At 44.9% G+C, this 26,192-nt stretch carries 15 protein-coding genes and 2 tRNA genes; 7 read left to right on the forward strand and 10 right to left on the reverse strand.

Annotated elements, in window-relative coordinates; genetic code table 11:
- Positions 1–685: 685 nt before the first annotated feature.
- The 3 genes from ACMXYR_RS00675 to ACMXYR_RS00685 form a co-directional block, all read right to left on the reverse strand.
- Positions 686–3,649, reverse strand: a complete 2,964-nt coding sequence (locus tag ACMXYR_RS00675; protein WP_415902516.1) for a transporter substrate-binding domain-containing protein — start codon at positions 3,647–3,649, stop codon at positions 686–688.
- 666 nt (positions 3,650–4,315) lie between these two features.
- Positions 4,316–7,315 carry an EAL domain-containing protein gene (locus ACMXYR_RS00680; protein WP_415902517.1) on the reverse strand — a complete coding sequence of 1,000 codons (3,000 nt, stop codon included), beginning with the start codon at positions 7,313–7,315 and terminating at the stop codon, positions 4,316–4,318.
- A 1-nt stretch (position 7,316) separates the two neighbouring features.
- On the reverse strand, positions 7,317–8,858 hold the full coding sequence (locus ACMXYR_RS00685) for a methyl-accepting chemotaxis protein (RefSeq protein WP_415902518.1): 1,542 nt from the start codon (positions 8,856–8,858) through the stop codon (positions 7,317–7,319).
- Between the two features lie 352 nt (positions 8,859–9,210).
- On the opposite strand from ACMXYR_RS00685, the gene ACMXYR_RS00690 reads away from it, so the two are divergent.
- A complete protein-coding gene (locus ACMXYR_RS00690; RefSeq protein ID WP_415902519.1) occupies positions 9,211–10,155 on the forward strand; it encodes a carbon-nitrogen hydrolase family protein in 945 nt (314 codons plus the stop codon).
- Positions 10,156–10,368: 213 nt separating this feature from the next.
- On the opposite strand, the gene ACMXYR_RS00695 is transcribed toward ACMXYR_RS00690, so the two are convergent.
- The 6 genes from ACMXYR_RS00695 to ACMXYR_RS00720 all read right to left on the reverse strand — a co-directional run bounded on the left by ACMXYR_RS00695 (position 10,369) and on the right by ACMXYR_RS00720 (position 15,155).
- A tRNA-Phe gene (locus ACMXYR_RS00695) sits at positions 10,369–10,444 on the reverse strand.
- A gap of 64 nt (positions 10,445–10,508) precedes the next feature.
- Positions 10,509–10,584 (reverse strand) — tRNA-Phe (locus ACMXYR_RS00700).
- A gap of 63 nt (positions 10,585–10,647) precedes the next feature.
- Complete coding sequence (locus ACMXYR_RS00705) at positions 10,648–10,920, reverse strand: oxidative damage protection protein (RefSeq protein WP_415902520.1); 273 nt, start codon at positions 10,918–10,920, stop codon at positions 10,648–10,650.
- A gap of 17 nt (positions 10,921–10,937) precedes the next feature.
- Positions 10,938–11,987 carry an A/G-specific adenine glycosylase gene (gene mutY / locus ACMXYR_RS00710; RefSeq protein ID WP_415902521.1) on the reverse strand — a complete coding sequence of 350 codons (1,050 nt, stop codon included), beginning with the start codon at positions 11,985–11,987 and terminating at the stop codon, positions 10,938–10,940.
- Between the two features lie 6 nt (positions 11,988–11,993).
- Positions 11,994–14,159, reverse strand: a complete 2,166-nt coding sequence (locus tag ACMXYR_RS00715; RefSeq protein ID WP_415902522.1) for an AsmA family protein — start codon at positions 14,157–14,159, stop codon at positions 11,994–11,996.
- Positions 14,160–14,249: 90 nt separating this feature from the next.
- Positions 14,250–15,155, reverse strand: coding sequence for a diguanylate cyclase (locus ACMXYR_RS00720; protein ID WP_415886535.1), 906 nt, complete (start codon positions 15,153–15,155; stop codon positions 14,250–14,252).
- Positions 15,156–15,301: 146 nt separating this feature from the next.
- Here ACMXYR_RS00720 and hisB point away from each other — a divergent pair, with 146 nt between their 5' ends.
- From hisB to ACMXYR_RS00750, 6 genes are all read left to right on the forward strand, one after another.
- On the forward strand, positions 15,302–15,895 hold the full coding sequence (gene hisB / locus ACMXYR_RS00725) for an imidazoleglycerol-phosphate dehydratase HisB (protein ID WP_415883103.1): 594 nt from the start codon (positions 15,302–15,304) through the stop codon (positions 15,893–15,895).
- Between the two features lie 3 nt (positions 15,896–15,898).
- Complete coding sequence (hisH, locus tag ACMXYR_RS00730) at positions 15,899–16,579, forward strand: imidazole glycerol phosphate synthase subunit HisH (RefSeq protein ID WP_415886538.1); 681 nt, start codon at positions 15,899–15,901, stop codon at positions 16,577–16,579.
- Positions 16,580–16,611: 32 nt separating this feature from the next.
- A complete protein-coding gene (hisF, locus tag ACMXYR_RS00735; RefSeq protein ID WP_415889890.1) occupies positions 16,612–17,385 on the forward strand; it encodes an imidazole glycerol phosphate synthase subunit HisF in 774 nt (257 codons plus the stop codon).
- A 335-nt stretch (positions 17,386–17,720) separates the two neighbouring features.
- Positions 17,721–21,086, forward strand: a complete 3,366-nt coding sequence (locus tag ACMXYR_RS00740) for an ATP-binding protein (RefSeq protein ID WP_415902523.1) — start codon at positions 17,721–17,723, stop codon at positions 21,084–21,086.
- Positions 21,087–21,196: 110 nt separating this feature from the next.
- Positions 21,197–22,198 (forward strand): efflux RND transporter periplasmic adaptor subunit, encoded by a 1,002-nt coding sequence (locus ACMXYR_RS00745; RefSeq protein ID WP_415902524.1) that lies wholly within the window; start codon positions 21,197–21,199, stop codon positions 22,196–22,198.
- Positions 22,199–22,205: 7 nt separating this feature from the next.
- Positions 22,206–25,289: an efflux RND transporter permease subunit gene (locus ACMXYR_RS00750; protein ID WP_415902525.1), complete on the forward strand. Its 3,084-nt coding sequence runs from the start codon at positions 22,206–22,208 to the stop codon at positions 25,287–25,289.
- A gap of 117 nt (positions 25,290–25,406) precedes the next feature.
- Here ACMXYR_RS00750 and elbB read toward each other — a convergent pair whose 3' ends face one another.
- A complete protein-coding gene (elbB, locus tag ACMXYR_RS00755; RefSeq protein WP_415902526.1) occupies positions 25,407–26,057 on the reverse strand; it encodes an isoprenoid biosynthesis glyoxalase ElbB in 651 nt (216 codons plus the stop codon).
- Positions 26,058–26,192 lie beyond the last annotated feature (135 nt).

Below are 26,192 nucleotides of genomic sequence, written 5' to 3' on the forward strand. Positions count from 1 at the left end.
ACTATTCAGTCCAAGGGTTTATCGAAATAGCTCTATCCGATGTTGGAAAGAGCTGAGGATTGTCTCTGAGGAGGGCGATCTATCCGGACGATTTTTGTGTAACTGTAACTTTGAGAAAAGTGTTGGGTGACGATGGCTATGGGTTGGTACAGCAATGTGGAATTGGGAATGTCATCGAATTGCAAGTTATCAAAATGATTTTCAAGTGCCACATTTGAGCGGTGGTTATTATGAAGATTAAGCTTGCAGTGAGGGGGTTCGGTGTATGTGTTATCGGATAGTGTAAGTGTTTGGCATATACAAAAGGCAGAAAGTACTTCTGTTGAGAGCAACAGCAAGCATATCAGTATCAAGAATGGATTATTCTGACTTTTGAGCAATAGAGTGACCTTACCTTTCTGAATTTTAAATATTAGAGTTTTATGTAATAAAACTGTCATATTTGAATGATCATACTAGATAAAATTGCACTAGGGCTCAAGGGGTGGATTGGTCGAAAGTAGTAATCTGCGGTTTGGGCGTTGGGGTCTGAAGTTCTATGGGTTTTTCGGTAGACCAGAAAAGTACTGATAAGATCTAGGCATAAAGAAGCAGGTTATATAGACAGCAAAAAAACAGATGGTTGTATGTTTACTGTCTATAACCCTTAAGGTTTTTCTACAATTGCAAATAACCTTCTAACTATTCAAGCATTTTCGACGTTAGTGCCGTTAACTACTCGGTTGCGTCCCATTTCTTTTGCTTCGTACAGAGCAGCATCAGCTATTTGAATTAACTCCCTTGGTGAGTGATCAATGGTTGCTTCAGCCAAGCCGAAGCTAGCTGTCACTTGATCGACCTCTTCAAACATTTCTGCTGCGATGGCGGTACGAAGTTTTTCTGCTAAGCGGTAAGCCATTTTTGCGTTTGTTTCAGGTAAAAGAATCATAAATTCTTCACCACCCCAACGACCGATTTTGTCTGTTTTACGGGTGTTATCTCGTAGTATTTGTGCGAATTTCTTCAGTACAGCATCGCCACAGAGGTGTCCGTATTGGTCATTGATTTTTTTAAATAGATCTACATCCAATAGCAGGATCGACAGCGGGTGTTTGAAGCGTTGGAGGCGGTAGATCTCCTCTTCCAGTAATAACTCAATGTGTAGACGGTTGTTTAACCCGGTTAGAGCATCAGTTGTAGACAGGATAGATAACTCAGTGTTTTTACTATTGAGTTTTTCATTGAGCTGATTCAATTGCAGTTCAGCTGCTTCACGCAGGCTTATTTCTGATTTCAGCTGTTTATTCAGTCGAGATAGTTTCCAATTCCACAGCGTGATTATTGTGATAACAAACAAAGCAGCGAACACGAGTTTCCAGATCAGTTCATAATTAGCATCGTGTTCAAATTTAACCGATACCCAGCGTTGGAATACTTTGGAGTGCTCCTCTTCGGTTATATATTCTGTAGCCTTGTTGAACATGGAAAGAAGCTCTGGGCTATCGTTACGGATTGCGACTGCCAGTTTCCAGTCCTCATCTAGACGGCCTCCTATTTTTAAATTTAGGAAGCGGTGTTTACGAATAGCATGGCCAACGGGAGCGATCGCCCCGATCAAGCCGAAAATTCTACCTTCTTCAACGATCCGTAGACCGTCAGCGACACTGTCAACTTCAATGATATTTATCTTAGGGTAATCTTGCTGGAATTTGTTAAGTAAACCGTAGCCTTTAGGGACCCCGATGGTTTTATCTTTGAGTGATTTGAGGCCGTCAACAAATAGAGAGTCTTCTTGAATCGCAATAACTAAAGGTAAGCGCAGGTAGGGCTTGGTGAAGTTTAATTGTCGTTTCGCTTCAGCAGTTTCGAAGGCAGCAGACATGATGTCACAGCGTCTATTCTGGGCGTATTCTAGGGACTGTTGGCTACTTTCTGTTGGTAGCATTGTCATGCCTATACCAATCCGATCGGCCATTAAATTCAGGTAGTCGGCAACCATGCCTTCGTGACGCCCTCCTGATCCGATCTGTTCTAAAGGCATCCAATCTGGGTTGGCACAGAATGTTATGCCAGGCTGCTTTTCTAAATAGGCTTTTTCTGCGGCCGTTAGGCTAAGGCCACTACCAGGTCTAGCTACATAGTTCTCGTTGCCCATCCAGCGCTGAGAAATAGCAGCGACTTCATCTCTGGTAAGGGATTCAATGGCACGATCCATAATTCTTTGTAGGATAGGCCAATCTGATCGAACACCAATGCGTAGATTGGCGAGATCAGGTTTGCCTACATCTACCTCACCCGATACGGTGAGGTCATTCATCAAGTTTTTAGCGATAAGGTGGTTAAAAACAGCAGCTTCACCTAGTGCCGCATCTGCTTTACCAATAGATATGGCTTTCAGACTTTCGATGGCATCGGTTACCAGATGTTGCTTTATTTGTGGGTATTCGTTGGTCAGGATCTCTTCGTAGAAAAAGCCTTTTGGTATAGCCACTGTTTTGCCGAATAGACTTTCAATAGATTCGAATTTAGCGCTTTTCTTACTGACAATAACATTCGGATTGACTGCATAGGGGCGGGTAAAACGTATATATTTACGACGCTCAGCGGTATTGACGATATTGAGCATCATGTCTAATTCACGTTCTTGGGTCATTGCCAAGAAGTCATTCCAGTTTGGACCACTGACATACTTGATCCTAAAACCGGTTTTCTTGGCAATTAGGTTCATGACATCAATAGAAAAGCCTTTCGGTTTGCCTTGTTCGTTGTAATTGAAAGGGGGCCAGGCCATTTCGTTATGTACCCTTAGGACAGGGTTAGCCGCGAGGAATTCTTGTTCTTCTTTATCTAGATGGAGAGCCTGTGTTCTTTGTAATCCGCCTTCTAGCCAGCGACGGCTTAGCCGATCTCTCTCCTCTTTGGTAACTGACTCAATCGCTTTTTGCATAATAGAGCGGAAGATAGGCCAATCATCTCGTACCCCTATGCGTAACAGATTGGCAAAGCGGGGATCATCAATACCGCCAACTATCTTGAGGTTACTCATTAGGTGTTTACGAATTAAGTGATTTTGTACGGCTATACCACCCATAGTGGCATCGGCCCGGCCAAATGCCACGGCTTTAAGGCTATCTACTTGATCTTTAAGTAGTAACAGCTGAATACCCGGAAAATGCTTTTCGATAATTTCTTGGTAGAAGAAGCCTTTAGGGATAGCGAGGACACGGCCATTCAGATCTCTTAGATCTCGCACTGTGCGGTTATCATCTCTAACAACAATACCAGATGGATTGTTGACGTAGGGATCGGTAAAGAGAATGTATTTACTGCGATCATCTGTCTTGATGATATTTAGCATCACATCAAGCTCTTTATGATCCAGCATGGTTAGAAATTCACCCCAGGTAGGGCCGGTTACGTAATCAATTTCTATACCGAGTTTTTCTGCTAGAAGGTTCATGAATTCAACAGAATAGCCTTTAGAGCGACCGAATTCGTGGTAATTAAAAGGCCCCCAACTTACTTCGTTATGGACTCGAATTTTCTGATGGTTGAGCAGCCAAGTTTTCTCTTCCTGTGTCAGAGGTATCTCATTCGCCTGAACAAAAAAACTGGATGTAAGTAGGATTAATGAGAAAAGAAAGGTGAAAAATGATGTCTGCCGTAACACGAAGATAATCCCTAAAACTTATATTGTTATTATATTGGGACTCTATCTATATCATTAAATGACAGGGTTTGAAATTGCCTACTTCATTAACGATTCTTTGAACCATACATGGGGGATTGGGGATTTCACGGGTTATAGTGGAATGGTATCAGGCCAAGAGCGAACGGGATTGTTACACGCTCCCTCTCGGCTGTGTGTCGGGTGACTAATTTTAGTCCGGTTCATTCACGGGGTTACTCATTGCTCCCCCGTTCTTCACGACAGCTGCGGCAAAAGCATGTACTCCGGTCTTCAGGGCAAAATATTTGTTGCCAGTTATTTTCTTTATTAAAAAAACTCATAGCGAGCCACAAAATACCTAAAAGGAGAATAGCACCTAGAGTTATGAGTCCCGCTAGTGGGAAATTGTTTAAGCCTTCTAACATATTTGGCTAATCCTAGTGTATGTCTAGTTATTATTTTTATGACACTGTCACATATGATCTTGTGATATGTATGCTTGGATCTGACACGAAGCACTAACAAAAATTACTCGCAGAATCTGGTTGTTACAATTATTTTGGCTGTGATGAGAGTAGATATTTGATTTAGATCAATAAGAGGTGGGGCGATGGTTTTGAGATAGGAGGGCTTAAAGGTGACCCAGCAAGCCCTATCAGAGAGAAATTAAGCAGCAAACAGTTTCGGGTGTTTTTTATTTTTAGGTAAAAAATACTCAGGAGGATGAGGTTTGCTGTAATACCAGCCTTGGACAACTTGGCAGCCTAGATCTTTTAGCATCTCAACCTGCTCTACGTGTTCCACGCCCTCAGCAATTACCCCTAAGCCTAGGCCCTGAGACATAGCAATAATCGCTTTGACCAATGATTTGTCACTTTCGTTTTCTGTAATTGAACGAATAAAACTTTGATCAATTTTGATGCAATCGCATGGTAAGTCTTTTATATAACCTAAAGACGAGAAGCCTGTTCCAAAGTCATCGATGGAGACTCGCACGCCTAATTCTTTGAGCTCGCTTAATACTACAGCTGCTTTCTGAGGATCATGGACCAAGAAGCTTTCTGTTATTTCTAGTTCGAGCATCGTTGCTGGGATTTCATATTTGGCAATCGCCGCTTTTACGTCTGATACAAGATCAGTACGAGCAAGTTGAAGGGCAGATATGTTTACCGCGATATAGTTAGTTTCGACACCAGTATCTAACCAGTTTCTAAGCTGCTTCGCAGACTGATTTAGGGCCCATTTACCTAAGTCCGAAATCAAACCCGTTTCTTCAGCCAATGGAATAAATTGAGCTGGCGAAATATAACCTTTTTCTTTATGTTCCCATCGTGCAAGGGCTTCATAACCGATGGTTTTCCCTGTGGTGATATCTACCTGAGGTTGATAGTGTAGTTTCAGCTCTTGCTCTTGCATTGCTTGTCGCAGAAGAATTTCAAGCTCTTGCCTTTCTTTAGCCATATCAGACATTTCGGAAGAGTAGGTTCTATAAACCCCTCGGCCGTCTGCTTTTGCCTGATAGAGAGCTGCATCTGCGGCCCGTTTAAGTTCGTCTAAATTCCTACCATCCTTAGGAGAGAATGCGATACCAACACTCAAGCCAATGTAGGATGTACAGCCCTCTAGGTTATAGGGTGCTGAAATCGTTTTAATTAAGCGCTCTGCCAAGGTATAGATTTCGTCTTCGTTGTTGTAATCATCGATAAATACAGCAAATTCATCCCCGCCAATTCGGGCACAATAATCCATGTCACGAATCTGGCTTGAGAGGCGTTTTGCACAATCGATAATTAGTTGGTCGCCGTACTCATGGCCCATACTGTCGTTGATATTTTTAAAACGATCTAAATCCAGATAGAGCAGAGCTGATTTGCGTTTACGACGCATATCTTTTGGTAATAAGTGATCTATCAGACTCTCAAAGAAAAACTTGTTGGGGATACCGGTTAAGCGATCGTGATTAGCGAGCTGGGTTAGCTGTTCTTGTGCCTGCTTAACTTGGCTTATGTCATTTAGCACGCCAACATAATATTGGTGGCCAAAATCATCCTCAAGTGTGGTGATTGAAAGCAGTTCGGTAAAGTGAGTACCGTCCTTGCGTTTATTGACTATCTCACCTTTCCAGCTGCCTCGTTCGGAAATGCCCTTCCACATATCTGTATAAGTTTTACGAGGCGTTAATTCAGATGCGAGTAACTCTGGACCTAAACCCACTACTTCTTGGCTGGAATAACCAGTAATGCGTTCAAACGCAGGGTTTACGGAAACAATTTTGTTGTCAGCATCTGTGATCATGATCCCTTCAGCTGTGTTCTGATAAACAGCTGCAGAAAGCTTGATAGAACGGTGATCAGCGATCTGCTTACTGATATCAAAAAATGAAATCACTGCGCCAGTGACTTCACCGTTAGTGGTGATTGGAGCAGCTTTTCGATGCACCGGAATGCAATCACCACTGTCTTTGATAAACCAATCATCGGAAGATAAAGAAGCCCCGGTTGATAACGTACTTTCTATACTCGAGTTACTTTCACTCAGGCTTTCCCTTACTGAGTTAGTGCGATACCAAGTATCTTGGATGGGATGTCCGATTAGTTCATCCGTGCTATAGCCTAAGATTGCAGTCGCTGCCTTGTTGACAAAGATCTGCTTGCCTTCAGCATCTAGTTCAACAATGCCGTCACTGATACTTTCAAGGATTGTGTCATTACGTGTTGCTAAACGATGGGCTTGATCTCTTTCGGTGATTAAGATCTCTTCTGCTTTTTTCTCGGCACTGATATCAATATGTGCGCCGACAATACGATAAGCTTCATTAAGGTCAGTATAAAAAACTGAAGCTTGTGCTCTCATCCACAGAATATGACCGTTTTTATGAGTAAGACGGTAATCTAAAGATAAATTCTGATATTTCTTGGCTAAGCAATTTTTAATATAGTCTTCAGTATTTTGAAGATCGGCAGGGTGGATACTGGAGCTCCACTCAGAAATATTATGCTCAAATTCGCCGGGCATATAACCTAGTTGCGCTAGCCATACATCGGAAAACTTAACTGAGTTACTTCGTAGGTCCCAATCAAACAGGCCTACATTGCCTTTTTCCGTTGCCGCTCTTAAGAATACTTCATGTTCATGAATACGCTTATTACGGTGTTTCTTCCTCATGCCTTGCCATATTGCTAGAGCTAAAGAGCGTGCAAGAACAATTTGCTCCCTGGATGGTCGTTCTTTTAGCTCCAGTGTGAAAATGACAGGGATATCATCATTATAAATAATTGGCAGACTGAGTAGATGCTTGTCGCTTGTTTTGGGGAAAAGCTTCAAAAAATCTCGTTTGTTTTTTAATACATAAGACAGTATTTCTGGATGCTCTAGTTCCAGTGTTTTGCAATCTTCATCGAGGAAGATATCTGGGCAATGAGAGTAATTAAGCCAAACCTGACGTGCGTTGAACATCAAACCAAATTCGGAAAGGCACTTCTGCAAATAGGCTAAATCGCTGCGTCTATCACCAATGGATATAATGGAATCCAAAGAATGAAGGGCTTTCTGATAGTTAATATCACGAGCTTTACTATCGTCTTTTACCTTAAAAAGGTAGAAAGTTATCCCTCCAACCAACAGCAAAAATGCGGTGGTGAGTAGAAGCAGCAATTGTGTTTCCATATCAAATAGCCTGAAGCATCGATTTCAGATCAGTCACTAGGTTTGTAAGCTCAACGGATGATTCTTTCATACGTTTAGCAACGGCATGGTTCTCAGAAGTTACATCTCTGATACTTTCAATATTTCTACTCACTTCATCTGCAACAGAGCTTTGCTCCTCTGATGCAGCCGCTACTTGGGTACTGAGATCCGTTATATTGAGCATGGCAGCATTGACTTCATCAAATGAGTGGCCAACCCCTTCTGCACGTTGGATATTGGCTTCTGCATGGCTGCCACAGCGTTCCATAACATGAACTGTTTCAGATACCTGATTTTGGATCGCTTCGATGGTAGATCTAATCTCGGTGGTGGATTCTTGTGTCCGTTGCGCCAGAGTACGCACTTCATCGGCAACTACAGAAAACCCTCGGCCTTGATCGCCTGCACGCGCGGCCTCGATTGCTGCGTTCAAGGCCAGTAAATTGGTCTGTTCTGCGATTCCTGTAATGATGTCGACGACTTGTTCGACGGCTTGAGCTTTAGTTTTGAGCTCTCCGGAAGATTCTCCAGCGAGCCTTACTTCACCGACCAGATCCCTGATGCCGCCAATCATTTCCTCTACAATACCTTTACCGCCATCCGCTAGATCAGCGGTTTGAGTCGTGGCATGGGATGTTTGCGAGGTGTTTTGTGCTATTTCATGAGCTGTTGCCGACATCTCTGTTGCGGCACTGGCCAGCATATCGGCTTCTAGATTTTGTTTTTCTATACCATTCGAGGTTTGGTCGATTGAGGACAGGGTTTCATCCATAAAATGAGTTAAAGTGGTGATACTGTCTTGGACTCGACCAATTACGGTTCTGAGACGGGCCTGAAGCATCAAATTAGCCATATCTGCACATCCCACTTCATTCATATGGCCTGACATCACATATTGAGCGAGCGCATTGTCATAGACGTCTACAGCGTTATCTTTCAGGTGTTTTAGAGGTTTTAAAATAAATGCCTGATATGAGATAAACGCTAGCGCAATCGCAGCGATGATACCTGCTTGCATATAATCAGACAGTGGAAGAAATACAGTGGCTAGAGCACAAAGGAAAGCCATCAAGCCAGTGATCATTAATCGGCTAGATAGACTGTATGGTTTTATGCTGACTTTTTTTGTGCGCAGTTTAGTGTAAACGGCTTCGGCACGTTGGATTTGGGCATCAGTTGGTCGGGTTCTTACGGATTGATAGCCGATTTTGCTTCCATGCTTATCAAACAGCGGCGTAACATAAGCCTGTACCCAGTAATGGTCACCATTTCTACAACGGTTCTTTACTAAACCCATCCAAGGGCGATCATCTTTGGCATGGACCCATAAATCGCCAAAGGCTGCCGGCGGCATATCTGGGTGTCTAACGATGCTGTGGTTTTTGCCTATTAACTCATCAACGTGATAACCCGCAACTTCACAAAACGCAGGGTTAGCGTAAGTGATAACACCCTGCAAGTTGGTGGTGGATATCAGGCGTACGCCTTCAGGATACTTCTTTTCGATACCGGTACAGTTCATGTACAGCCTCTTGTTTATGCGCCAGTCCGATTGGTCGGTTTGTTTGCTGGGTGAGCAATGAAATCGAACGATTATAAAGTCCTTCAATTATTGAGTAATTGCTCTATGTCAGTTTTTTTGCGGTGCATAATAAAATGGCTATCCGATCTTATTTCAAAGCTATTTCTGATGTCGCGCTGCACAAGTGTTGTGCGTGTTTTGAGCTTTTGCTTATAAATAAAACGAAAATATGTGAACTGCCTATTTTTGTATGGATTTTAGAATGGGTGTAGTCAGTGTCATAAACATAAAGAATGGGAAACTGATTCAGTTGGGCTACGCTTATTCTAGTCACCCTGTGTGGAGAAAAAATATGAGTATCAAAGTAGCGATATCCCAAAAGCCGCCTGTTTTGTTGAACCTTGAAGCGTCACTAGCAAGGGCTTTGGAAACGATAGAGGAAGCGGCAAATAGTGATACGAATATTATTATTTTCCCAGAGGCGTACTTACCTGGTTATCCAACTTGGATATGGCGACTCAGCCCAGGAAAAGATATGGCTTTAGGTAACACTATTCATGCGCAACTGAGAGAAAACTCGGTTGATATCCAGGCTGGTGATTTAGATCCCCTCTGTGAGGCTGCGTGCCAGCATAATATGGTCGTTGTGATGGGCATGAATGAAAGAGACTCAACCTATAGTGGCACCACACTTTATAACACGGTAGTTGTAATAGGGACCGATGGATGCATACTCAATCACCATCGAAAAATGATGCCCACAAATCCTGAAAGAATGGTTTGGGGTATGGGAGATGCTTCTGGGCTTAAGGTTGTCGAGACTCCGTACGGCAGGTTGGGCGCTTTAATTTGTTGGGAAAACTATATGCCACTCGCGCGTTATGCTCTATTTTCTCAGGATATCGATATTTATATCGCACCTACTTGGGATAGTGGTGAGGTTTGGGTCTCCTCTATGAATCATATTGCTCGAGAAGGTGGATGTTGGGTTCTAAGTACAGCGACGGCTATGACCGGATCCGATATTCCAGATGATTTTCCTGAGCGTGATTCCCTTTTTGATCAAGATGAATGGATAAACCCTGGTGATGCGGTTGTTATCAAACCTTTCGGTGGTGTGCTTGCGGGTCCATTGCATCAAAAAAAAGAGATTTTGTTCGCAGAAATTGATTTAGAAGATGCTCGTCGTTCACGTAAAGCACTGGATGTATCGGGCCACTATAACCGTCCTGATATATTCAATCTTGAAGTAGACAGAGGCAACAAGCCACCTATTAAATTCATCGACGATTGTTAATAACCGATGGAGGAAGTCGAAACTATCAATGGAGTTGTGGTTTTGTGGATATCTAGCTTAGAGGTAGATCAATGCCGTAGGTATTCACACATTGGAGTGCAACGACGATAGCCTGAAGGGTGAGCGAAGCGAATAATCTAACCGATTCGATGACGCCTACGAATTAAAATCTTGCTGGGTATTAAATATAGAGATAATCTAGAAGGGAAGAAGTGGTGCCCAGACGCGGAATCGAACCACGGACACGGGGATTTTCAATCCCCTGCTCTACCGACTGAGCTATCTGGGCATATCTGAGTTCTTCCAGAGACAAAAAAAGCCTGTAATTTGAATTAACAAGCCTCTTAAGGAAGTGGTGCCCAGACGCGGAATCGAACCACGGACACGGGGATTTTCAATCCCCTGCTCTACCGACTGAGCTATCTGGGCAACTCAAGTGGCGCGTATTAAACCGTCTTCACGGAAAACTGTCAACCACTTGTTACAAAAAAACTATTTTGAAGGAGGAACGTAGCCTTCCGCCTTCTCGTAGTCTTCACCATCCATGAACTTTTGCATCTCAGTTTGCAGAAATTCGCGGGTAGATGGGTCCATTAGGCTTAAGTGCTTTTCGTTAATGATCATTGTTTGGTGATCAGTCCATTCTTTCCATGCTTTTTTGGATACCGTTTCGTAAATTTCCTGACCTTTAACGCCTGGATAAGGAGGGCGATCCAACCCTTCAAGTTCCTCTTTATATTTACGACATAGGACGGTGCGGCTCATGTTTTGCTCCAATCAGTTTATGCGTTGGCGAGTTGTAATAGCAGTTTTTTAACCGGTGCTGCTAAGCCAACATTGTCTGGTTGCTCTATGTTATACCAGAGCAGAGGCTTACCTTCCATGACACAGTCTGTAGGGGTATTTACCTGAGCCTTCACTGGGGTTATATCCAGATGGAAATGACTGAAAGTGTGGCGCAGTGGTTCTAAGATATGAATGCTCTCTTCATCCAGCTCTAGACCGGTTTCGTTATAGGTATCACGCAGGTCTGCAACTTGAGGAAAGCTCCATAATCCACCCCATAAACCGCTCGGTGGACGTTGATAAAGTAAAACCTTAGATTGGTTATTCTGCTGTAAGATCAGCATGTAGGTTTGTTTAACCGGAATGGCCTTTTTGGGTTTAGGCGCTGGGAGTTGATCCGTTTTACCTAATTTGAATGCTTGGCAGTCTTGTTGCAGTGGGCAGAGCAAACAAGAAGGCTTACTGCGAGTGCAGAGGGTAGCACCCAGATCCATCATCGCTTGTGTGTAGTCGCCTGTACGTTCTCTTGGCGTATTCTGTTCCGCATATTGCCATAGTAGTTTTTGATTTGCTGTGGTTCCTGGCCAACCTTCTACTGCGTAAAAACGGGCTAATACTCGTTTTACGTTGCCATCCAGAATCGGAGCCCATTTACCGGTACTAATAGATAACACTGCACCTGCAGTGGAACGACCAATACCTGGCAGTTCTTCCAAGCCTTCGACAGTGGCAGGGAACTGACCTTGATGCTCGTTGCTGATTATCTGCGCTGTTTTGTGAAGATTGCGTGCTCGGGCGTAATAGCCTAGTCCTGTCCATAGGTGTAGAACTTCGTCCTGCTCCGCGGCAGCGAGTTCTTCCACAGTTGGGAAGCGTTCGATAAAGCGTTGGTAATAAGGAATAACAGTGGTGACCTGAGTCTGCTGCAGCATGATCTCAGAGATCCAAGTGTTATAAGCGGTCTTTTTTTGTTGCCAAGGTAAGTCGTGACGACCGTGCTGGTCAAACCATCCCAGCACGGCGTTAGCAAATAGATCAGATGTCATTAGGGGTTAAAATAAACCTTTCAATTTGTCGCCTAGCTTATCTTTCAGTTTCTCTTCAGCTTTGGCTTTTAGTTTTTCTTTTTTCTCTTCTACTTTCTTTTTAACGTTCTGTTTTATCGCGTCAGTGATAAAGCTGAAATCAGGCTTACATAGCTGGGTCGGTTCTGTGTTAAAGCTACCTTTACAGTCGATTGGTACCTCGACACCTTCCAGTTTGTTCGGGAAAGAACAGGTTTCTTTAAACAGATTTTTCTCAACCATAAAGCCAAGACGGTAGTCCAAAAGCTGCTTTGGCAGGTTTACGGTGCCTTTGCCGCTCAGAGCCATCGCATCTAGCGCTGCTTTAAGATCTTTATTGCTTACTAGGCCGTTTTTAATACGAGCGGAAGCACCCATGCTAGTAAATGGCGTAGAGCGATCTACTTGCTCAGCTTCACCGCCTAGCGCGCTAACATTGTTTAGACCTTGGCAAACGGATTGTGCCATGTCTAAACCTTTTAGCTCACCGTCTTTCATGTTCACTTTGACAGTACCTGTAACGCTGTTTACAAAGTCATGAACAGAATTACCGCGAAGCGTTAGATTGGACGTTGAATTAAGCTTACCAGTTAGCTGATCAACATTAGCCATGTCTTTTAGCAAATCACCTACCTGAATACCGGTGATGGCCTTCTTCGAGGTAATAATCGGTGTGTTCTTACGTACATCAACAGTGACGTTGTTACGCACGCTGCCTTTGTATAGATCAGCATCAATCTTAGTTGCCTTGATTAAACCACTATGAGCACTCACTTGTAGCGCTACATTACTGATATCCATATTGGATACATGCAGTGATTTAAGGCCTAGTGTTGTGTCTAGCTCTAAACCACGAAGCGCTTCAACTGGCAGAATAGGTTCTTTTGAATAAGGGCTGCTCTGGCCTTTTTTAGCTGTGCCAGACGTTGCTCTATTGGAAGAGCCTGTTGCTTTTTCGCCTTTAGCTGCTGGTGGCATGTAGCGATCAGCATTGATCTTGTCACCTTGCAGATTCAGTGTGATATTGCTGTTCGCTAGGTTGAATGCAGCAGAGCCATTGAAAGTTGTATCGTCCAGCTTAACGGTTAGCGCTTTCGCTGTGATTGTGTTGGCTGGGCCTTCTAGTTCGGTAGATAAGCTGATTGCTTTCAGAGCATTCGGATCATTTGTTTTAACTTCAGACTGACCAACAGCACTTAGTAGTTTGTTGAGATCAAAGGCTGCTACGTTTAGCTTGCCGCTGATCGCTGGTGCTGCAAAGTTATTAACGGTTAGCGCGCCTTCTGCATTTAGGTTCGCAATCGATAGTTTCAGGTTGTTAAGGCTTAACTGTTGTTTAAGTAGGTCTGCTTCAATATCTGCTGCAGTGTTTAGCGCCAGTGATTTACCGCCTAGTGGCTTACCGCTAAGGTCTAGCTCGCTGGTTAGGCCTTTAAGTTTGTATTGCTGCTTTTCCAGATCCAGATAGAACTCAGCCGCTAATTTTGCAGCGGCTTTTACTTGCTCTTCACCTTTAACTGTCTGTGAAGCGTTGAAGCTCAGCTCTGCAGGGAAGAAAGCGTTAGTCACCACCTGACCTGAGGACATGTTGAACTCAGTTAGCTTAGCGACCATATCAGCGGCTTTATCTTGATAGATGATGTTACCGTTGCTGATCTGGATGCTGTCGATGTTGATCGCAATAGGTGCTGATGTGCTTTTCGCCGACTCTTCTTTTGGCGCTGCATCTGTTGTCACCGTATCTTTTTGCGCATCAGTAGGCGCCGCTGCTACTGCCCAGTTATTGCTGCCATCTTTTTCTTGGACGAGGTTTAGCTCTAAACCATCTACAACCACGCTCTGCATCTCAACGTTGCCAGATAGTAGTGCAGGTAGACGTACAGAAATTTGTGCTTGGTTTAGCTTGGCTAAATCTTGTTTGCCAGGGAATTTGGCATCAATTTTATTTACTTCAAGTCCTAACCAAGGGAAAACTGACCAGCCGATATCGCCGTTAATCTTTAGCTCGACACCAGCATTATCAAGTGCTGCTTGCTCTATTTCGGGTTTGTATTCGTTGGGATCAAAGAATGTACCCAGAATGGCACCGCCAGCGACGATCACCACAACAATCAGTGCGGCTAGACCAGCGAGTAATTTCAGCAGACCTTTCATTGTTCTCTCCTTGGCAAGGGTTCTGAAGGGATGAGGATAAACGGAAATAATGAAGTTTCAATGGTGGAGGCTAAAGGGGGGGTGAATAAGTCAGCTACAGACTTGGTTTTTACCGCTGGCTTTGGCGCGATAGAGAGCTAAATCTGCTTGTTTGAGCATCAATTCTCTATCGGTAAATTCTTTATCCAATTCCCCTACGCCGATACTGGCTGTTAGATGTATTACCTCACTACTTGTGATCTGTACCTCCATGTTGCGTAGTGCCTCTAGATAGCGTTCCCCTATTTTTAAGGCTGAATCTGTATTAGTTTCGGGAAGGATGATCATGAACTCCTCTCCGCCATAACGGCAAACAAAGTCATGCGCCCTGGAATATCGGTCTAGACACTGTGCGGCCTGTTTGAGTGCAATATCACCGGTATCATGGCCGTATGTGTCGTTAATGTCTTTAAAGTCGTCGATATCTAACAAAATTACTGAAATAGGGCGCTCTTTTCGAATCGCTTCTTTGCACAGCAGTTTTAGCTGTTTACGACCTTCACGGCGGTTATAGATACCCGTGAGATCGTCATATGTGGCTAAACGCTTAAATTTCTTCTCTAAGGTTTTTTGATCGGTGATATCTATGATGGCGCCAATTAATCCCGCTACGGAACCATCACTGTCATGAAATGTGGCTTTATGGAACTTAACGTAGTTGAGTTCTTCGCCTTCACGATGGACGGGTGTTTCGTAGATCTGGATGCCTGGATTGTTTAGCAGCTCCATGTCCGAAGCGGCGAATATAGCTGCGGGTGTTTTATCAAAAACATCAAATACATTCCTTCCAATTAAATCCTCTCTGGAAACTTGAACATAATCAGCATAGGCCTTGTTGCAGCCGAGGTACTTACCTTCATGATCTTTGTAATAGATCGGGAAAGGTAAAGCATCGATAACTAACAATAGCGCGCGATGATTGCCGCGCAATAGTTGATGTAGATCGGGATCATTCATCAGCTGATTCCGTCCTTCATAAAAGGCAATACCTAAAAGATAGCCCAAGGTCTCGCTATTTGCGTTTTATTACGATTTTCAAAAGTGCATGGATGGGGGGATGGTTGTATAATCGCGGCTCAGATCAAATATAGTGGGAGATCACCATGGCGGACCGTACAGCCAAGGTAAGTCGAGATACATTGGAGACACAGATCACTGTGTCGGTAAATATTGATGGAACAGGCCAATTTAAGGCTGATACAGGTGTGCCGTTCTTAGAGCACATGATGGAGCAGATCTCCCGCCACGGTCTTATTGATCTAGATATTCACGCCAAAGGCGATACTCATATCGACGATCACCACACGGTTGAAGATATAGGCATCACGCTAGGGCAGGCATTCAAAGAAGCGGTAGGTGATCGTAAAGGGATCATGCGCTACGGCCATGCTTACTGTCCACTGGATGAAGCTTTGTCCCGTGTTGTTATCGATTTCTCTGGTCGCCCAGGGCTAGATTTTAAGTGTGATTTTACCCGCGGCAATATCGGCCGTTTTGATACGCAGCTGTTTTGGGAGTTCTTCCAAGGCTTCGTAAATCACGCGGGTGTTACCCTGCATATCGATAATATCAAGGGCTTTAATGCTCACCACCAAGCGGAAACCATCTTTAAAGCGTTTGGTCGTGCACTGCGTTACTCTCTAGAAATTGATGCGCGTGCTGCGGATGTTATGCCTTCTACAAAAGGGTGTTTGTAAGTTATGTCGAGTGTAGCGGTAATCGATTATGGCATGGGCAACTTGCACTCTGTTGCCAAAGCACTGGAATTTGTACAGCCAGGTGTTGAAGTTCGTGTGACTTCTGATCCAGCGCTTGTTGCCAGTGCTGACCGCGTTATCTTACCGGGTGTTGGTGCAATGCGTGATTGCATGGCAGAGATGCTACGTGCCGGTGTGGATAAAGAGGTCACAGATGCAATCAATTCTGGTAAACCATTCCTAGGTATCTGCGTAGGTATGCAAGCTCTGCTTGAGCGTTCTGAAGAGAACGATGGCGTAGATTGCTTGTCTCACTTTAAGGGTAGTGTGAACTACTTTGGCGATGACTTGGCAGAAGAGGGCGAACGCCTGAAAGTTCCACATATGGGTTGGAACGAAGTGGCTCAGATGGATGATCACCCTCTATGGAATGAGATCGAAGACGGTAGTCGTTTCTACTTTGTTCACAGCTACTTTGTAACGGCTGAAGAACGTGATCTGGTTTCTGGTGTTTGTCGTTACGGTCAGCAGTTTGATGTCGCGCTTGCGCGTGACAATGTGTTTGCTGTGCAGTTCCACCCTGAGAAAAGCTCTAAAGCGGGTCTGCAGTTGCTTAAGAACTTCCTTAACTGGGATGGTAAGCCAGCACCTGCACCGATGACTGAAAATACGATTAAACCTTAAACCATTAGGTCCAATTTTAGAGGTAACTACTCATGGCTTTGGCAAAACGAATTATTCCTTGCCTCGATGTAGAAAACGGTCGCGTGGTGAAAGGCGTTAAGTTTGTCGATATTCGCGACGCTGGTGACCCTGTAGAAGTAGCAAAACGCTACGACGAGCAGGGCGCAGACGAAATTACATTTCTAGATATTACAGCAACTCATGAAGGCCGTGACACGATGGTGCATACGGTTGAACGTATGGCTTCGCAGGTATTTATCCCACTGACTGTTGGTGGTGGTATTCGTACTTGCGAGGATATCCGTACCATGTTGAATGCGGGTGCAGACAAAGTATCTATTAATTCTGCTGCGGTATTTAACCCTGAGTTTGTTAAAGAAGCAGCAGAGCGCTTTGGTTCACAATGTATCGTTGTAGCCATTGATGCGAAGAAAGTATCCAAAGAAGGTGAAGAGAACCGTTGGGAGATCTTTACTCACGGTGGCCGTAAACCAACCGGAATCGATGCGGTTGAGTGGGCGCAAAAGATGGTTGAGTTAGGTGCAGGTGAAATTCTTCTGACATCTATGGACCAAGATGGCGTTAAAAACGGTTACGACCTAGAAGTTACACGTGCGATTAGCGATGCGGTCAACGTACCTGTCATCGCTTCTGGTGGTGTGGGTAATCTGGATCACTTAGTTGAAGGCTGTATCGAAGGGAAGGCAGATGCTGTGCTTGCGGCTTCTATCTTCCACTTTAATGAATACACAGTTCCGCAAGCAAAGGAATATATGCGAGACAAGGGTATAGAGGTCCGCCTTTAATAAATTCCTTGCGTGTGATTTTAAAAAGCTCCTTCGGGAGCTTTTTTTGTGGCTGAAAATCGTTGTTTGTCTGACCTGAACCTGCCTGAGTCTCGACTATACTGCAAAGAATAAACCCAAGCGTAGTTGGGGTGTAGTGTGGCAAAACAAAACTCTAGTCTGTGGAAACATCCAGAATTACGGCTGTTGTTACTGTTAATAGGGTATTCCTTATTGTCCTGGCCAATCTTCAGCGGTACACAGCTTTCGGTGACGGTTTTATATCTTAGTTTGTTCCTATTTTGGGGACTGGCCGTTGTGATGTTATATCTCAGCAGCAGATCGAGGTAGCTTGAATGCTATCAACTCAGGTCGTGCTGTTTTCACTGCTCTGTTATCTGGGTTTATTGTTGGTGATTGCCTGGTTTGGGCAGCGGGGCGGCGAAACTATACGCCGTATGTCAGATAGCCCGGTAACCTATACCCTTTCGCTGGCGGTGTTTTGTACCTCCTGGACCTTTTATGGATCTGTCGGAAAGGCCGCTACCAGTGGTATGAGTTTTCTGGCGGTATATTTTGGTCCGACGCTGGCGATGTTGTTTGCTGGCGTGATGATGCGAAGGCTCATACACCTGAAAAATGACCTACGTATCACATCCATTGCTGACTTTCTTTCAGCACGTTATTTCCGTTCGCAACAGGTAGCGACACTTGTCACCATAATGGCTTCCCTAGGGGCCGTTCCCTATATTAGTTTGCAGCTTAAAGCCGTAAACAGCTCGCTTACCGTGTTGAGCAGTAGTGCGGCGGTGAATATACCGGACGTGATTGTTAACCAGTTACCGCTCATCAGTGCCGCGTGCATTGCACTTTTTACTATTCTGTTTGGGGTTAGGCACTTGGACCCAACGGAACGTCACCCAGGGATTATTCTTGCACTCGCATTTGAATGTATTGTTAAGCTGGCTGCTTTTATGGCGGTGGGTATTTTTGTCTGCTTTTCTTTGTTTGATACCCCCCAGAGTTTGTTAGAGCTGGCCAATCAGCCTGAATATGAAGTTACTCAAAATTTGAGTCAGGTTCCCAGCTTTTTTCAGTGGACAACCCTATTAGTACTGAGTGCCTCGGCCTTTTTCTTTCTACCGCGGCAATTCCATGTTGCAGTGGTTGAAAACTCAAATCCTGACCACTTTCGCAGTGCCCAGTGGGGCTTCCCCCTGTATATATTGTTAATAAACCTGTTTGTGATTCCCATTGCATTGGCAGGTTTGGTCTTGAATTACAGCCCTCAGCAGGCCGATAGCTTTGTCTTGTTACTGCCATTGAATCATGGCGATCCACTGCTCGCTTTGTTTGCCTTTGTTGGCGGTATTTCAGCTGCATTGGGTATGGTGATGATCTGCGCTATGGCCCTTTCGACGATGATGATTAACCATCTGTTATTGCCCTTGATTGAGCAGATAATACAACTCAACCCATTGCGGCGTTTTTTGCTACAGCTACGTTGGCTGGCGGTTATTTTTATCATTATCGGGGGGTATTTATTTGACCGGTTGGTAGGTGGCTCTTATATGCTGGTCAATATTGGTTTGCTCGCTTTTGCCGCGGTGGCGCAGTTTCTGCCAGCGACTTTAGGTGGTTTGTTCTGGAGCAAAGGCACAAAATTAGGCGCCTTGTGGGGCTTGTCTGCAGGGTTTGTTACCTGGATTTACTGCTTAGTTCTTCCGACTTTTATTCGAAGCGGCTGGTTAGATAGTTCTCTGTTGAGCGATGGCTTTCTGGGCCAGAGTTGGTTGCGGCCTGAAGCCTTATTCAATCTGACTGCCGTAGATAGTCTTAGTCACGGGGTTTTCTGGTCTTTGGCATTTAATCTGATGGGTTACGTTTTGGGGTCATTACTGAATCGACCTTCAGATGAGGAGAGGACTTATTATCAGCAGTTTATGGATAAGATGGATGAAAATAGTACTTATGAAGAATCTGTTTTTGAAACTTCGCTAGAGGAAAATATAGCGTTGGAAGGTAAGCGTGAGCGCTCTCTTAATCTATTGAACCAGTATATGGTTGAGGATCGGGCTGTATCTATTTTGCGAGAAGCTGAAGTTAAGGCAAATACGCTAGGTAAAAGTCACTGTAACTTGTTTGCTTTAGCCGAATTAGGCCGACAAATTGATCAGCGTTTGTCGGGGGCTTTAGGTGCTTCAATCGCGGCAAAAGTACTGAAACGTGCCCAGTTGTTTACTAGTTCTGAGTTTAAAGAGCTACAGATTCATTATGGAAATGTACTGACAGAATTAAGAATTTCCCCGGCAGAACTGAAGCGAAAAGTTAATTTCTATCGTGAGCGCGAAGAGTTAGTGCTGAAACATAACGAGGAACAGGCCCAGACAATTGATCAACTACGTCAAGAGATCCATCTAAGACAACAGGCCGAGCAGGAAAAGGAGCTTACCCAGAAACGGCTGCAGCTTATTATGGATTTTGCTCCAACCATCATCTACCTGATAACTGCAGAAGGCCGTTTTCTTGAGGTGAATAATGAATTCCTAAAACTTTTTTCAGTCACTAAAGATCGCGCGGTTGGTGCTTTACCCAGTGATTTTATTGCTAAGGGCGTTGCAGAGCAGATGATGTCTAATGACAGCCGTGTCTTGCAGGAACGTAAGATGTTGGAATTTGAGGAGACGCTGACTGAAGGCCACAATCGCACTTTTGTTTCGGTGAAATTTCCGATTATGGATGGTGATAAATTGATCGGCTTATGCGCGATTTCTACTGATATTTCAGTGCGTATTCGTCTTGAAGCTGAGCTGAAAAAGTTCAGTGCAGAACTGGAAAACAAAGTTGAGGAGCGCACTTCTGAATTACGTAAGGCGAATGCCTCACTTGCATGTACTTTGGACGATTTGAAACAGACTCAATGCCAATTGGTTGAAGCAGAAAAAATGATGGCTTTGGCATCATTGGTTACCGGGGTCGCGCATGAAATTAATACCCCTATCGGTGTTTGTGTAACGGCTTCGTCATCAATAGAGGGTGAATTGGCAGAATTGATTGCGGCTCGGGAAAGCGGACAACTTAGGGAGCAATTGTTTTTAGATTTTTGTGAAAACACTGAAGCGCAACTGCAATTAATCAACGGTAATTTGAAAAAAGCCTGTGGATTAGTGCAGACCTTCCGAAAACTGTCAGCCCACGAAGGGGATACAGCTTTAGGTGCAACAGATATTTGTGAGCTAATGGCTGATTTTTGTTTGGCTCATGAAGGTGGGATTGTATCTGCAGGGCATAGTTTAAGTTTTAGTTGTGATGACGGGCAGCCTCTGGTTATCACTACATACCCGGTCTCGTTGTCTGCAGCGCTTGAATATCTGTTAGAGAACGCGGTATCTCATGCATTCCCAGAAGGTTACCACGGTAAGATCTCGTTCCATATTAATCGGACTGATCGTGGGGTGAGAATTCTCTATCGAGATAACGGCCGTGGTTTAAGTGAAAATATGGAACAACACCTGTTTGAACCTTTTGTCACCAGCAAACGTTTTGAAGGCAAGGTGGGCTTAGGTAATCACATCTTCTATATTTTAATCACCCAAAAGTTAGGCGGTACTATAGAAGTTAAGAATAAGCCTGATCAGGGCTTGGAGATCTCTATTGATCTGCCACAGGTGTGCGAATTTAGTCCAAGCGATACAACACACCCTGTATTACACGACCTCTAACCTATGATATTGGATCCTGATAATTAGACTTAGGTGGCGTCTTGCTGCCTCTTAGTGCATTATCTTGGTGCGTCAATTCATAGGAATGAGAATTAATACAGGGGTTGGTTATGAAGTATCTTCTAGGCTGTGTTGTCTTTTTTTTAAGCTTTAACCTATCTGCAGCCTCCACCGTAGTGGTAAAACCTCTTTCTGAGTTACTCCAGATGACCTTGCAAAGTGCACCTGCTCAGGTGATCAATGAGGAGCATGCAACCGTATCAGCGCGTCTTACTGCCTCTGTAGAGCAAGTGCTGATTGAGGTTGGGCAGCAGGTTGAACAAGGGCAGCCATTACTCAATTTGGAGTGTAGGGATTATGAATTGCTACAGCTGCAATCGATCAGCGCGCATAAATCTTTGCTGGCTCAGGTTCGCCTAGCTAAGCAGCAACTATCCCGCGCTGAACGCCTACTTAGACAAAAAAATGCTTCTAAAGAACTTCGTGATCAGCGAAAGGCTGAGTTAGATAGTCTGGTTGCACAGTTGGATGGAGCTAAAGCGCGTATAGCTGAAGCGGATCTTGCGGTTGAACGTTGCATAGTTCTAGCGCCATCTGATGGTGTTGTGACAGAACGTTTGGTGAGTAACGGCGATTTGGTCACACCGGGATCTTTATTGGTAAGAGTACTTTCTCAGGATGCTCAGGAAGTTTCTGCAGCCTTAAGCCATCGTCAGGTGGCGGATATGCAGCTGAGTAATCAAATCTATTTCCAATTTAATGGTCAGCGTTATCCACTGAGCTTACGAGCGGTGGTGCCGTATATGGATAATCGCGCGCGTACGCAAAATGTACGGTTTAGTTTTACGCAGGTGAAAGCTCTTTCAGGCAGCAGCGGTCGGGTGTCTTGGCTCGAGGATAAAGGCCGTCTACCGGTACAGTTTGTTGTTTCCCGGAATGGGGAATTGGGTCTAATGAAGGCTGAGAATGGTAAAGCAGCATTTGTAGTGTTACCTGAGGCGATTGAAGGGCAGGCGGCTAGAGTGGATCTGCCTTTGAATACGCGCGTCATTATTGAAGGGCAGCACGGGGTTGAATCGGGCAGTGATGTGATTGTAATGGCGCAGGAGTAATACAGTTATGTTGATGCGCCTGTTTAACAACCATGTCTTAGCTAACCTCACCTTTTTACTTGTATTGGTGATCGGTTTCCTTTGCTACAACTTGTTACCTCGCCAACAAGATCCGACCATCAACTTTAACTGGGTTGTAGTGACCACGGTGCTGCCAGGGGCTAGCGCGGACGATATCGAGAAGCGTGTAACTGACCCGCTGGAAGACGCCATTCGCAACGTCTCGGATATTAAGTTTGCTTCTTCTAATAGCCGCGAAGCAGTGTCGAGTTTGCTGATACGCTTTTCTGATATTGACGAGCGTACCTTCGATAAGCGCATCAATGATCTGCGCCGAGAAATTCAAAATGTAGAAGACGAACTACCGGAAAATGCGATTGACCCGGTGATCTTAGAGATCACCAGTGCCAACGCTTTCCCGAGTGTTACAGTCGCCGTTACCGCGCTGGATGATGATGAAAACCTCAGGGTGCAAGCGCGTAATATCGAAAAAGATCTGGAACGTATCACAGGAGTAGATCGGGTCGATCCGATTGGTCTGGATGATCCTGAATTGCAGGTGAATTTTGATCCCGAAGCGCTGCAGGCGCTATCGCTTTCACCTACTCAGTTGTCGAATACCGTATCTGTTTGGTTTCAGGATATCTCTGCCGGTAGCGTGAATGTTGGCGAGCAGGCGTGGCTTGTTCGACTTGTTGGTCGAAGTGCCGACCCTGATCAGGTTAAGCATATCCCGTTGATCAATCTACAGGGGGAAGAGATTACTCTTGGCCGAGTTGCCGAGGTTGTGCAAACCCGCGCTAAAGCGCAGCAAGATGCGGTGATCGATGGCAAACCTGCGGTTGTATTGGCGGTGATGAAAAAAGCCAATGCCAATACCTTAGAGCTGGTTGAACGGGTTAAAACCTATATGGATCAGCGCAATGAGCTGGCCCAAGCAACTGGTGTGAAGCTGGTTCTGGTCGATGACCAGACCGTGCCGACCCGTGAAGCGATCAGTCTTATGCAGAACAATGCTTTGATCGGGTTGATCTTGGTATTGGTAGTGGCGTGGTTGTTTTTGGGCGCGCATATCGCCTTCTTAACTGCTATTGGTATCCCCTTTATTCTAGCGGGTACTTTCTGGGTACTCTGGGGCATGGGTGAAACCTTAAATGTTACCGTGCTGCTTGGTGTGGTGATTGTGCTCGGGATGTTGGTAGATGATGCGGTGGTCGTGGTGGAGGCGATCTATCATCGTTTACAGCTAGGGCAACCGATCTATCAAGCAACGATGGCCTCGCTCGAAGAGGTGGGTCGCCCAGTGATGAGTGCGGTTTTAACCACAATGGCGGCTTTCCTACCATTAATGCTGCTGCCGGGGATCTTAGGTGACTTTATGCGGGTGATCCCCATGGTGGTCACCATCGCATTGGCGATCTCTCTGGTTGAAGCTTTTTGGATGCTGCCGGTACACGTGAGTGTTGCGCGGGTATCCTTTGCTAATCCGGGGCGTATGCAGCGATTCCGTACCCGTATGACCCATAAAATCCAGATCACTTATGTTCGATCGTTGATTAAAGCGATGCGTCGCCCTGTGCTGACATTTAGCTTGATCGGTGCACTGTTTATTGGCTCGATGGGCGCATTGGCTGCAGGTCTGATTAAGATGGATTTCTTTGCTTCGGATCCGTTGCGCTTGTTTTATGTCAATATGGAGATGGCTCCAGAGACCTCTCTTGATGCCACCTTGGATAAAGTAAAACAGATGGAGAAGGTGGTACGTAAACATCTTAAAGATGAGGACCTACGAGCTGTTGTGGGTTATGCCGGACAGCAGTTCACCGAAACTGCACCTATGTTTGGTGAGCACTACGGTCAGGTATTGGTCGGTCTGAAGCCTAAGACAGAAGATAACCGCTCAGTAGATGAGTTATTAGCCGTGGTGCGTGAAGATGCATTGGCACTGCCGGGACCTTTGAATATCTCTTTCTTACGATTGGCGGGCGGTCCACCCGTGTCTAAGCCGATCAGCATTAAAGTGCGTGGTGATGAGTACGCAGAGATCCGCGCAGCTGCTGATGCATTGCAAACTTATATGCAGTCGGTGGAAGAAATAACCAATATTACAGATGATGCCGGCGGCGGACGTATGACGCTGACGCTAAAAGCAAATTATGATGCGATTACACAAGCGGGGTTACATCCGCAAGAGGTAATCCGCACCGCTCAGCTTCTGGTAGATGGTGAAATTGTTGCGGACATGCAACACGAGGGCGAAAAGCTGGAAGTACGTGTTCGTGCTAAACCGCAAACATTTACCGACATAGAGCAACTACTTCTATTTGAATTGCCTTTACCTGAAGGAGGGCAAGTTCCTTTAATTAATTTAGTCAGCTTTGAAAAGGCAAAAGCGCTAGGAAATATCCGTCACTACAACTTCCGCCGTGCGATCACGGTTGAGGCAGACCTTCTACCTAACAGCATCGATACAGTAACTGCCAATGACATGGTATTGGAGCATTGGAATAAAGAGCTGCAAGTACAGTTTCCTAATTTGGATCTGGACTTCACCGGTGAACTCGATGAAATCCAAGAGAGTATCGATGCGATCGGCATTCTTTTCCTATTCGGACTTGGGCTGATGTACCTAATACTGGGTACGCAGTTCTCTAGCTATGTACAGCCATTAATGATCTTGATGACCATACCGATGGCGTTTACCGGCGTCGTGCTTGGATTGTTGCTGACACAGAACCCTCTGAGCTTATTCACTATGTACGGTGTTGTGGCTTTGGCGGGGATTGCAGTTAACGCAGCGATTGTTTTGATATCAGCGGGTAATCAACGTTTAGATAAAGGAATGTCGGTAAAACATGCCACCTTATACGCGGCTAGACGACGAGTGATTCCAATCTTGATTACGTCGCTGACAACGATTGCTGGCTTGTTCTCTTTAGCAACGGGCTTAGGTGGTCACTCCCTAATTTGGGGGCCGGTAGCGACTGCGATTGTGAGTGGTTTAGCGTTCTCGACCGTACTGACCTTGTTCCTGATTCCTATGCTATACCGCATCTTTATGCAGTGGTCGCATCGTCGTCAGGGGGCTTAATTGGCTAGGATAGATTATAGGTTTAAAGACAGAATTTAAGAGTTAAGGAAGCCAAAAAAGAAGCATAAAAAAAGCGGCGAATAAACATCGCCGCTTTTTTCCGTCAGTGATTCTTACTTAAGCTAGTTCGATTACTTCATCAACCAACTTACGAATACCTGCTGCTGCTTCGGTAATGGAACCCGCTAGCATGTACGCTGGAGTCGTCACCACTTTGCGCTCGGAATCGATTACGATCTCGCTCACACCACAATCTTGGTGCTTTCCACCCATCGCTTCAATCGCCGCTGCTGTTTCAGCATCATTACCGATCGTACAAGTAGCGCCTTCACCGAATAGGAGAGGTGTCATTGCTGGGGCAATACAGATTAGACCCACTGGCTTACCTGCTTTATGCATCGCTTGAGTAAAGTTGATGACATCAGGGTTTACTGAGCACTCAGGGCCTTTTACTGCAAAGTCCGACAGGTTTTTCGCTGCACCAAAACCACCTGGAATAATCAAAGCGTCGTAATCTTCGGCATTGGCTGTTGCAAGATCGATAATTTCGCCACGTGCTAAACGCGCTGCTTCAACCAAAACGTTACGTGTTTCACCGGCTTCTTCGCCAGTAAGGTGATTAATAACGTGCATCTGCTCGATATTCGGTGCCATACACTGAGAACTTGCACCGCTTTCAGCGATCTGTAGCAAAGTCAGAACCGACTCGTAAATTTCTGCGCCATCGTATACGCCACAACCAGATAGAATTACTGCAATTTTCTTCATGCTTTCAGGCTCCTTTATCTACAGTGATATGAGTTTGATCATACCCTTTTGTATGCAGAGTACGATAAGATCAGTTTTATTACTATGGTGACAAAAAGTTACTTAATTTTTAGCCTGTCATAAGCTTGTCATCGT

Source organism: Neptuniibacter sp. QD29_5, assembly GCF_047778125.1.
Taxonomy (GTDB): domain Bacteria; phylum Pseudomonadota; class Gammaproteobacteria; order Pseudomonadales; family Balneatricaceae; genus Neptuniibacter.

Bases quoted from the DNA above. Each gene is read 5' to 3' on its own strand.
- ACMXYR_RS00680 (WP_415902517.1), bottom strand. From the start codon at position 7,315: ATGGAAACACAATTGCTGCTTCTACTCACCACCGCATTTTTGCTGTTG.
- elbB (WP_415902526.1), bottom strand. From the start codon at position 26,057: ATGAAGAAAATTGCAGTAATTCTATCTGGTTGTGGCGTATACGATGGC.
- mutY (WP_415902521.1), bottom strand. From the start codon at position 11,987: ATGACATCTGATCTATTTGCTAACGCCGTGCTGGGATGGTTTGACCAG.
- ACMXYR_RS00690 (WP_415902519.1), top strand. From the start codon at position 9,211: ATGAGTATCAAAGTAGCGATATCCCAAAAGCCGCCTGTTTTGTTGAAC.
- hisH (WP_415886538.1), top strand. From the start codon at position 15,899: ATGTCGAGTGTAGCGGTAATCGATTATGGCATGGGCAACTTGCACTCT.
- ACMXYR_RS00750 (WP_415902525.1), top strand. From the start codon at position 22,206: ATGTTGATGCGCCTGTTTAACAACCATGTCTTAGCTAACCTCACCTTT.
- hisF (WP_415889890.1), top strand. From the start codon at position 16,612: ATGGCTTTGGCAAAACGAATTATTCCTTGCCTCGATGTAGAAAACGGT.
- ACMXYR_RS00720 (WP_415886535.1), bottom strand. From the start codon at position 15,155: ATGAATGATCCCGATCTACATCAACTATTGCGCGGCAATCATCGCGCG.
- ACMXYR_RS00685 (WP_415902518.1), bottom strand. From the start codon at position 8,858: ATGAACTGTACCGGTATCGAAAAGAAGTATCCTGAAGGCGTACGCCTG.
- ACMXYR_RS00715 (WP_415902522.1), bottom strand. From the start codon at position 14,159: ATGAAAGGTCTGCTGAAATTACTCGCTGGTCTAGCCGCACTGATTGTT.
- ACMXYR_RS00705 (WP_415902520.1), bottom strand. From the start codon at position 10,920: ATGAGCCGCACCGTCCTATGTCGTAAATATAAAGAGGAACTTGAAGGG.
- ACMXYR_RS00740 (WP_415902523.1), top strand. From the start codon at position 17,721: ATGCTATCAACTCAGGTCGTGCTGTTTTCACTGCTCTGTTATCTGGGT.
- ACMXYR_RS00745 (WP_415902524.1), top strand. From the start codon at position 21,197: ATGAAGTATCTTCTAGGCTGTGTTGTCTTTTTTTTAAGCTTTAACCTA.
- hisB (WP_415883103.1), top strand. From the start codon at position 15,302: ATGGCGGACCGTACAGCCAAGGTAAGTCGAGATACATTGGAGACACAG.